General features: G+C 47.9%; 11 protein-coding genes and 1 tRNA gene. 10 read left to right on the top strand and 2 right to left on the bottom strand.

Going from position 1 to position 9,613, the window contains the following annotated elements:
- The 5 genes from RMO84_RS07395 to RMO84_RS07375 all read left to right on the top strand — a co-directional run.
- Positions 1 to 604 (top strand): AAA family ATPase (locus RMO84_RS07395; RefSeq protein ID WP_310487823.1); only part of this gene is annotated, 604 nt, incomplete at its 5' end.
- A gap of 131 nt (positions 605 to 735) precedes the next feature.
- Positions 736 to 1,320, top strand: a complete 585-nt coding sequence (locus RMO84_RS07390) for an SH3 domain-containing protein (RefSeq protein WP_310487822.1) — start codon at positions 736 to 738, stop codon at positions 1,318 to 1,320.
- A gap of 167 nt (positions 1,321 to 1,487) precedes the next feature.
- The gene (locus RMO84_RS07385) at positions 1,488 to 1,754 is read left to right on the top strand and encodes a hypothetical protein (RefSeq protein ID WP_310487821.1); all 267 of its coding nucleotides are present in this window, start codon (positions 1,488 to 1,490) and stop codon (positions 1,752 to 1,754) included.
- 120 nt (positions 1,755 to 1,874) lie between these two features.
- A complete protein-coding gene (locus RMO84_RS07380) occupies positions 1,875 to 2,084 on the top strand; it encodes a hypothetical protein (RefSeq protein ID WP_310487820.1) in 210 nt (69 codons plus the stop codon).
- A gap of 449 nt (positions 2,085 to 2,533) precedes the next feature.
- The gene (locus RMO84_RS07375) at positions 2,534 to 2,830 is read left to right on the top strand and encodes an RNA-binding protein (protein WP_310487819.1); all 297 of its coding nucleotides are present in this window, start codon (positions 2,534 to 2,536) and stop codon (positions 2,828 to 2,830) included.
- Positions 2,831 to 2,973: 143 nt separating this feature from the next.
- Here RMO84_RS07375 and RMO84_RS07370 read toward each other — a convergent pair whose 3' ends face one another.
- Positions 2,974 to 3,489, bottom strand: coding sequence for a hypothetical protein (locus RMO84_RS07370; RefSeq protein WP_310487818.1), 516 nt, complete (start codon positions 3,487 to 3,489; stop codon positions 2,974 to 2,976).
- 511 nt (positions 3,490 to 4,000) lie between these two features.
- On the opposite strand from RMO84_RS07370, the gene RMO84_RS07365 reads away from it, so the two are divergent.
- The 3 genes from RMO84_RS07365 to RMO84_RS07355 all read left to right on the top strand — a co-directional run bounded on the left by RMO84_RS07365 (position 4,001) and on the right by RMO84_RS07355 (position 5,240).
- Positions 4,001 to 4,073: transfer RNA gene (locus RMO84_RS07365), tRNA-Thr, on the top strand.
- A gap of 74 nt (positions 4,074 to 4,147) precedes the next feature.
- Entirely contained in the window at positions 4,148 to 4,375 is a 228-nt protein-coding gene (locus RMO84_RS07360; protein WP_310487817.1) for a hypothetical protein, read from the top strand.
- Between the two features lie 43 nt (positions 4,376 to 4,418).
- Positions 4,419 to 5,240, top strand: a complete 822-nt coding sequence (locus RMO84_RS07355; RefSeq protein ID WP_310487816.1) for a zeta toxin family protein — start codon at positions 4,419 to 4,421, stop codon at positions 5,238 to 5,240.
- Positions 5,241 to 5,548: 308 nt separating this feature from the next.
- On the opposite strand, the gene RMO84_RS07350 is transcribed toward RMO84_RS07355, so the two are convergent.
- Positions 5,549 to 6,922, bottom strand: coding sequence for a histidine phosphatase family protein (locus tag RMO84_RS07350; RefSeq protein ID WP_396135797.1), 1,374 nt, complete (start codon positions 6,920 to 6,922; stop codon positions 5,549 to 5,551).
- 49 nt (positions 6,923 to 6,971) lie between these two features.
- Here RMO84_RS07350 and RMO84_RS07345 point away from each other — a divergent pair, with 49 nt between their 5' ends.
- On the top strand, positions 6,972 to 7,214 hold the full coding sequence (locus RMO84_RS07345; RefSeq protein ID WP_310487815.1) for a hypothetical protein: 243 nt from the start codon (positions 6,972 to 6,974) through the stop codon (positions 7,212 to 7,214).
- Positions 7,215 to 7,332: 118 nt separating this feature from the next.
- The coding region (locus RMO84_RS07340; protein WP_310487814.1) for an ATP-binding protein at positions 7,333 to 9,613 on the top strand (2,281 nt) is incomplete at its 3' end.

Below are 9,613 nucleotides of genomic sequence, written 5' to 3'. Positions count from 1 at the left end.
AGAGTCGCGTACCAGACAGATGATTCAACTCGCCGAAGCTCTCTCGCCCAGCGTGCTGTGGATCGACGAAATAGACAAAGCCATTGCGGGTGTCGATGGCAAAGGCGACGCGGGCACATCGAGTCGGGTATTTGGAACATTTATTACCTGGTTGACGGAGAAAACCTCTCCCGTTTTTGTTGTCGCCACTGCCAACAATATCGATTCCCTCCCCGCCGAAATGCTCCGCAAAGGACGCTTCGACGAAATTTTCTTTGTCGGTTTACCTACACGAGCGGAACGTCGGGCAATTTTTAACGTCCATCTCACCAAGCTCCGTCCCCATAATCTCGCCCAGTACGATCTGGATCGATTGGCTTATGAAACGCCCGATTTTTCCGGTGCCGAAATCGAGCAAACCCTCGTCGAAGCAATGCATATCGGCTTCAGTCAAAACCGCGATTTCACCACTGATGATATTCTAGAATCAGCCAGCCAAATGATCCCCCTCGCCGTCACCGCCCAAACCCAAATCCAATTTCTCCAAGACTGGGCGAATTCGGGCAAGGCTAGATTGGCTTCGAGACAAGCTAGTTTAGGCAAGGGGATAGGGGATAGGGGTTAGGTAATAGGGATATAGATTGTGTGGACGCAAGCGTCCTGAAATTATTCACACACTCGCTATCATTATTTTCACCCTAAACCTCTAACCCCTAAACCCCTACTCCCTATCCCCTAACCCCTATCCCCTAACTCATGAACGCCGCCCTCAAATCCCTACAATTAATCATTGGTATCTCGATCGGTTTAGCTGGATTGATCGGGGTCATCGGCGGTGCGGGTTATTATTTCTTTATGACTCAAATGGGCACTCGCCCCCCCAAGCCAGTGTTTGCGGAAGAGCGGGATGGTGGCAAATCCTTAGCGGCTAGCAAACCTAAGCCGAAAACAGCCAAAGCCGCCAAACTCGTGCAGTCGCCAGCAGCCGCAGATCCGCAAAATCCTAATGCTACCGAGCAACTCCCACCAGAAGCCTACGATGCTAAAGTGTTGTGGAAAGATGGTTTGTCTCTGAAAAAAGAGCCAAATTCTGGTGCCGAAAAACTTGGTGGTGTCGGATTTAATGCCAAGGTTGCAGTCATCCAAACTAGCGATGATAAGCAATGGGTGCTGATTCAATCGCAAACTGATAATCTCAAAGGCTGGGTGAAAGCTGGCAATATCGATAAAACCGCAGCGGGTGCGAGTGAAGTCCAAGCGGCTCCTGAGCCACAACCTAAAGCGAGAGTGAGAACTAGAAGAAGACGCAGAGCCATACCTGAAGCTGACACTGAAAACTAGCAGGTTCTAACACTGTATTTAAACTACTTAACCCCAGTTACTATCGATCGAGTGCCGAAGATTGAAACTACTTCGAGCGTAGGTAGCGACTTGGGTTATTTATTCAAGTTTGTCATTCAAATAATTTATCACCGCAGCAAATTTCTGCCGATCGAGATCGAGTAGTCATGAAATGGGCGGTGTTTGGCGACCGATTGACCGATCGACAGATCGTCTCAACGAGCTTAACCGCTAACTCCACGCGATCTTGGCGGCAACTCCGATCCCCTGATTACCTTTGGTACCCGATCGAGACGATCGCGGCGGATCTTTGCGGAACAGGTGACACCACCAAGGTCAAACAAGCCCTGATGGCTGCCTGCTTGGAAATCCTCAGCAACCACCGGCAAATCCCCACCGAGGCTGCCGATCTGATGCGATCGATCTCGATCTGATTAGATACCCCCATGCCAGCACTTTTAGAGAAGGCTCCCATCCGCCCACGCCCGACCCGCGCTACTTTAAGTTAAGATCGTAGTAGCAGACATTACTATAAATATAGCCCGATCGCTCCTATGCTTTTGAACGAACTGACACCGATTTTCAAAGAACTGACCAAAGAACCAGTCGCTTTTTGCAATGGTTTCATTTCGGGAGTCCTCCGGTTGAATCTCACCGAAGATCCTGTCAAAACCTGGTTAGAACAGCAAGCTGGATTCACTCCAACGAACAATCCCACCAGCACGAGCGATCGATCCAGACCACAATCGATCGATATTGACTAGACGATCTTGGTAGCCGCGATCGATCCTCGATCGGAGAGCGAAATGTTAATTAATGTTGTGGGCAGATCGTCACAGAGATCGCTTATTTGCACTCAGGCAATCTGTCCATAAATATATCTACTTGGCAAGCTTTACGGGGAACCAGACAATCGCTAGCTCCAAAAAAGAACAGTAACTTGTAGCCTGGACGACGCTGCAAACCGAGGAGATCGGGTATGATAAAAATATTAATTACTAGTTCAGTTCGATTCGATCGCTGGCAAGCTGTGAAGTTTAGATAACTACCTGTTTTGAGTTAGTCGCTCTTAACTTTTCATCTGCCATCAGCAATCCTTCGATCGGCGTGGCGATTGCCAATCGGGCTTAGTCCCGTCAGCTTGTTGCCAACGTTCGACTACTGTCTGTCAACTGTACAGTAAAGTTTCTCGTCCAGCTTTATCGATTTTCACATGACCATTTATATCGGAAACCTATCCTATCAAGCCACCGAAGAAGACCTAAAAACAGTTTTCGAGGATTACGGCACAGTTAAGCGAGTTGTACTTCCCACAGATCGCGAGACTGGCAGAATGCGAGGCTTTGCCTTTGTTGAAATGTCTGATGACGCCAGCGAAGATAATGCAATTACCAATCTCGATGGTGCTGAATGGATGGGGCGTTCTCTCAAAGTAAACAAAGCACGTCCCCGTGAAGAGGGTGGCGGCGGCGGTCAAAGCCGTGGTGATTTCCGCAAACCCACTTACTAAAACCGTCTCAACTCGATCGATATCGATCCCCAGATCGCTAATAGCGATCGGTTCTAACATTAGTGCGGTTATTTTAAAATATCCGAGCGCAATGCCAAGGGTGAAAGTCTTCAAGCTACTTTCACCCTTTTGTCATTCTCTGGTCATTTTGATTTTTGGAGTTGTTGCTTGCAAGCCGTCAAAATTTGGCGATCGTTAGGGCTAATCTTGCTCAGAGGTTGGTAAGTCGGCTGTCCCAGCATTGGCTGTTTGCTCGCTGTCAGACCGTCAGGAGCCAGAGCGAGAGAGAAAACATACTTACGCCGATCGAAGGGGTCAAACAGGGTGACATTGAGGCGGGCATCTTTTAATTGCCCTTTAAAACAACTAAACTCCGAGCGCGGTAAGTAGAAAGCCCCGATTGTTTTAGTCCCGTTTTTCTCAAAAATAATATATTCTTTCCCGACGACATTCGGTCGCGGGGATTCCCCATACAGATGTATGCCATTGGCGATTGGCACATCACTCCCACGGCTCTGCGCGAGCGCGCGCTCGGTACTAGCACAAGTCGCCAGCAGAGTACCTGGCAAGGTCGCAAAAACGGCAATGGCTAAGCTAGTCAGCCAGCGTGTTTGATGAGCGCGGATGGATAGCAAGACAGTGGAAAAGATCTTCAACATCAACCTTTTAGCCGTTCGCAATGCATGGTGACGATCGAGTACATAACTGTGAATAGTTACCGTTATTTAGTGAGTCTCGTTCGCGTAGCGTAAGCAAAGCCTAATCGATGGTGGTAGCCTCGATGACAGCAACGCTCGATGTTGGCGTTTTGGTCGATCGTGTTCGTTCTAAAATAATTAGTTTAGGCCGAAAATTATCGACGATCTCTAGCTGCGTAAAGCTTGCCTGACACTTAATATTATCTAAGATTTATTGATGGTTAGACAGAGGATAACCGAACGTCCTGCCAGTCCGAGCTTGGCAATCAACTAGGCTTCGCCTACGCTACGCGAACGCTCGAACCCCGACTCGATTGAGGGTCAGGCAGTTGCCACCTGACAGCTCTGTGGATACCTAACTTAGTACATTTAGCGACTGTGTGCATGACAATCTCCAGCCGCCGTCAGCATTGCAGTCGATCGAGTTCTTTGGTAGACATAATTTTAGACGTATGTTATAGTTGCTTAGTGCGCTGGCGTAGCTCAGTTGGTAGAGCAGCTGATTTGTAATCAGCCGGTCGGGGGTTCGAATCCGTCCGCCAGCTTAAATTAAAACCCTTGTTCTGCAAGGGTTTTGCTATTTCGGTCGGTAAGACTGACAAGAAGTGGAGCAAACCCGATGACTGCTATAAACGATGGCTCGAATAGACAGTTGAGATCGACAGCAGCAGTCGAGCGGTATAACTTCATGGAATTAGCCGATGGGGAAGTCGATGCCATTTCTCAGGCAGCGGTTGCCACCGCCATAGTGCAAAAGCAAGCCATGGGACTACCCATAACTATTTGGAATGAGGGGAACCCCTATCGGCGGTATCCCGATGGTCGAGTTGAGTATATCCAATTATAATCGCGACTAGTGTTGCTGACAGAGCTTATTATTGGCGGAGAAAATGCCAGAATCCAAGATTGTGATGTTTGCTGGGCCAAATGGATCTGGAAAATCTACCATTACTGCCAATTTTCAAGCTTTACCAAATTTTCCGACAAACTATGCCAATGCAGACGAGATCGCCAAAACACTATCTGGCGATGTGATGGCACAATCCTATGAAGCGGCAAGAATGGTCGAAAGACAACGACTAGAATGGGTGGCTCAGCGGCAATCATTTGCTTTTGAGACAGTTATGAGTCATCCATCAAAGCTAATTCAATTGCAACAGGCAAAAGCACTAGGATACATAGTAGAAATTTATTATGTTTCGACAATCGACCCCCGCTACAACATTTTGCGGGTTGCAGATCGGGTAAGAGCTGGCGGTCATAATGTGCCTCCGGACAAGGTTGTCGAACGTTACTATCGTAGCTTGTCACTATTGCCGCTGGCGATCGAAATCGCAGATCGAGTAACAGTGGTAGATAATACAGAGTTACCTGTCGAATCTGCTCGGACATGGCAAGGAGCAGTACTGCGAGCTGTTACTGTTTGTCCTGAATGGGTAGAAGCTACAATCGACGCGGTTGCCGCTAGAAAAATGTCGAGGGAGATCTGGCAGCAATGGACTGGAGATCGAGGGCTAAAAATGCTGGCTGCTGATGCCTGGAGTGGTAGTTATCGAGGGGAGATTGTCCAGATGGACGCTCGTTATATCTTGCAGATAGTTGACGAAGATGTAGTGATGCACGATCGATTATCGATCGAGTCAGATTGTGCGATCGGTCGAATGTTGTCAATTAGCTACTGTGAAGGTGTTGGATCGATTGATGTTTTATGAGTTGCCAGATCCGATAATGCATTGCAGCATAATGGCGATTTTGGCGGCTTGATTGCTCATGCCGCTGATTCATTTGAATTAGATTCTAGAGCTTCAACACCATTATTCATCGCCATCTCCTTACTATCGTCGTAATGCAGCCATTTTTGACTGGGAAAATCTGGAAAACCACCTAAATAACCATCATATTCGTGAGACTACGAGATCGTCATTGTTCATGTTTTTCAGATTTAGAGCGATCTCGCAGTCGAATCGAATCGTTTGCCTCAGCTATCATCGATTTGTACCCAAGATATCCCAACCGATTTCTATAAGGCTCCTGCAGCAGTTCGATCGAAAATATCGCCACCAGAGAGATGACTGGTGAGATTGAGAGCTTGAATGACTGGCTGGCCTTCAATACCATCGGGATAATCGATAACAGTAACTGCGCCATTACCTTGCTTGATCTTCCAGATATCGGCTAAACCGAGTTTGAGCAGATAGCACAACAGCACCTTATTAGTTGCATCGTGAGCCACGACGATGCCGGTTGATGGCACATTGCCGATTTGGGCGATCGTGCGTTGCCAAGCTACCGTCGCGCGATTCCAGACATCCTGAAGATTTTCACCTTCAGGCATCTGGACGGATTCGGGCTGAGTATGCCAGCGTTCTAATTCGCCAGGATAGGCAGCTTTAATTTCGGCTTCAAATTTACCTTCCCAGAGTCCATGCCCGATCTCTCGGAAGTCGGCGTCTTCGTGCAATGTCAAACTAGTCCGCTCGGCGAGGATAATTTGGGCTGTTTCCTTGGGACGGAGCATCGAACTGGTAACGCCAAAGTCAATCGGGACGGTTTTTAAAAATTCAGCGGCTAGACTGGCTTGTTCTCGTCCGCGATCGTTTAATGGTACGTCGATTTGACCTTGAAATTTACCAGCGCGATTCCAGTCGGTTTCGCCGTGGCGGACGAGCAAAAAGCGCGGGCCGAGATTTTGCGGGCGGAAGGTGGGCAGGGGTTGACCCAGATGGCTGGTTTGGTTGAGCGATTCTAACTGAACGCTGTCGCCCCAATTGCCACTAAAGTTGAGGACGCTAACGCCACAATTGGACTGCTGGATGCTGTGATACATCTCGGCGGAGATCCCCAAAGCGGTGCTGATGAGGGCGCGATTGATGCCATTGTGGGCGACGATCAGGATGGTTTGACCCTGGTGTTGGGGGAGAATGGCTTGCCAGAAGTCGCGAGCTTGGGCGTACAGAGCTAACACTGGGAAAAATTCTCGCTCGCTGCCATCTGGCTGGGGCAGCAGCATTTTGAGTTCGTGGGGACTTTGCTTCCAGGCTTGGTACTGCTGGGCGTATTTTTCGCGGACTTCCTGATTGAGCAGGGTTTCCCACAAGGGCAGGTCGATTTCGAGCAAACGATCGTCTGCATGCAAGCGATCTTCCTGTCCCAAGCTATTGAGGACGGTAGCAGCGGTTTGCTGCGCGCGCTGGAGCGGACTACAGTAAACTTTATCAAAATTCAAGCCTTGAAAGGCTGCGCCGGTGAGTCGAGCGTCCTCGATACCGCGCTCGGTCAAGACTGACAAATCGCTGCGGCCTTGAATGCGGCCTTGACTGTTATAACTGCTCTGTCCGTGCCGTAAAATAATAACTCGCGTACTCAGGGTCTTATCCTCCACTAGCTGACTCATTTTATCAGGGGTTAGGTCTTTGGAGCAAAGGAGATTGGGGTGAGTTGAGATGGGGATTGAGCTTGTCCGACAGTCGATCGAGCAGTGGTTTTCACAACTTTGGGCTGAATCGATCGTCGAGACGGTGCGCTCGGTCGGTGGGTTGATTAAGGGAAAGTATAGATTACTTAAAAATAATGTAGATGGAGCTAAACTAGTAATTAGCAAACAAGGGATGGTAGATCTAGTGTTACTGCTTACGGCAGTCCACTACCAGCACGAGAATTTCAATCGCATTGTTCCAGCCAATTAGTATCGATAGATGCCGAACTTTACGCTACTCACCCGATCGGTTAATATCTTAATTATTTCTTCGTATTTAGCAAGCATTACCCCTAGATTAATTCCCCTCTGTATCGTCAGCTTCGCCAATGTCTAATTTGACCCCAACCATCCAAGGTTACTATCCCCTCCAAACCTTCTTCAAGGTGCGCGATCTATGGCCGCAAATGGCGAGGAAAATTCTCCTGCGGAATGGTGATGCCAATGAACGAGAGATCGGATCGATCGACAATGAGTCGTTGCTGACTACTCCAGAATCCTTTCGGGCAGCGGCTGCCGATCGGCTCTTAGGCGTAATCGAGCAGTTACCTCAGTTCTGTTTGCTGCAATCGCCACGATTCCAAGCATTATTAACCGGACAGCTTGTGAATGTCGATGGCACGCAGCAAGTAGCGATCGAAATGACCTTTTCACCTGTGGCGATCGATCTATTTATTGCGCCGCTGATTCCATATTTACCATCGAAGATCGCGACGATCGCCGACCCAGATTTTACGAATGACAGCGAGCTGCAAAGTGAATTTACTAGCTTGCTGTTGGCCGCAATTACTGGCGATCGGGAGCGAGCGGCGAGCGAGCGCGAAAGTCATCTTCAACAACAAGTCGCTCAAGCAAATCTTCTTAACTATATTATCGCTCAAATCCATCAAAAATTAGATTTGCCAGCGATCTTGCAAGCGGCGGTCGAGCAGGTGCAAACATTTTTACGTGCCGATCGATTGATTATTTATCAGTTTGAGTTTAAGACATCGGAAGCTAACTCTAGTCAAAAAAGTTTTGATAATTATCAGGGTACTGGCAAAGTTACCTACGAGTCGATTGGCGGCGACAATATCCAATCTGTATTAGATGTTGCCGAGCATCAAGATTGTTTTGACGATCGGGAATTGTGGGACAAATATCGAGCGGGGATGACTCGATCGCTCGATCGCGTTAACATCACCTATGCTGACGATCGATGTATGTTGGATTTGATGGAACGATCGCAGATTCAATCTAAGTTGGTGGTACCGATCGTCATTAATAGCGAATTGTGGGGATTATTAATCGCCCATCAATGTCACTCTACCCGCCAGTGGCAAGTTCGCGAAACTGAATTTCTCCAGCAGGTAGCCACACATTTAGCATTGGCGATCGATCGAGCGGAATTACATGCGATCGCGATCGATCGCTCCCACGATTTGGAACAGCGCGTCAACGAGCGCACGCGCGAGCTGCGCGATTTGGCGATCGTCGCTCAGACTGCCAATCAATCGAAGACGGAATTTTTAGCGTTGCTAAGTCACGAACTCCGGACGCCATTGACGAGTATTTTGGGATTATCAGCAACGTTGCTGAGATTACCATTGTTGAATTTAACCGATCGCCAGCAAAATTATCTGCAAATCATTCATAATAGTGGCGAGCATCTGTCGGAATTAATCGATGATATTTTAGATTTTTACAAGCTAGAAGTTGGCAAAACTTTCTTGAAAGTCAGTGAATTTTCCCTGACAAGATTAGTAGAGCAAGTAGTTGAAATTGTTAAATCCAAAGCCGAACAGCGCAAGATCGATTTGGAATTGCAAATTATTAAGAATGTCGATACGCAGCTTAATAGTCGAGAATTACGGTTTCGAGGCGATACCAAGCGGGTGCGGCAAATCTTGTTAAATATTCTCACCAATGCGATTAAATTCACGCCCGAAGGTGGGACGGTTGTCATTCGGGCTTGGCTAGAAGATTGCTATGCTGTGTTTGAAGTCGAAGATAGTGGGATTGGAATAGAAGAAGATCGGATTCCGTACCTATTTAAGAAATTTCACCAGCTCGATCGCACTTTCAATCGAGATTATGGGGGGATGGGTTTAGGACTAGCAATTACCCAACAGTTAGTCGAATTGCACGGTGGCTCGATCGAAGTTGATTCGATCGTCGGTTCGGGTTCGACTTTTACAGTCAGGCTGGCATCGCAACCACTGCAAGTATCAAAACCCAATGATTGGCAAGAAATGGATCGGACGCTAGTGTTTCAAGATCCCGAACTCAACCCCATTCCCAATCGGGCGATCTTGATCGAGCAAGATGAAGATTTAGCTAATTTTATCTGCGATGTGCTCACAGCAGCACGATATCAAGTCACTTGGTTTTTATCTGCCGAATCTTCATTCCGACAAATCTCGATGTTCAAACCAGATCTGCTAATTATCGATCTGGCACTGGATGCTGCAACAGTCGATCGCGCGATCGATAATATCCGCAAATCGACGACGATTGGCGAGCTAAAGATGCTCGCGATCGCCACGAAAGAAGATATCATCAGCCCAACTTGCAAGCAACATGTCGATGATTACTTGTGGAAGCCAGTCAACCCCGAACAACTGCTCCGTA

Source organism: Chamaesiphon sp. VAR_69_metabat_338 (genome assembly GCF_031423935.1).
In the GTDB taxonomy this organism is placed as follows: domain Bacteria; phylum Cyanobacteriota; class Cyanobacteriia; order Cyanobacteriales; family Chamaesiphonaceae; genus Chamaesiphon.
The sequence above is the reverse complement of the archived record's forward strand: the minus strand, read 5'-3'. Positions and strand labels throughout refer to the sequence as shown.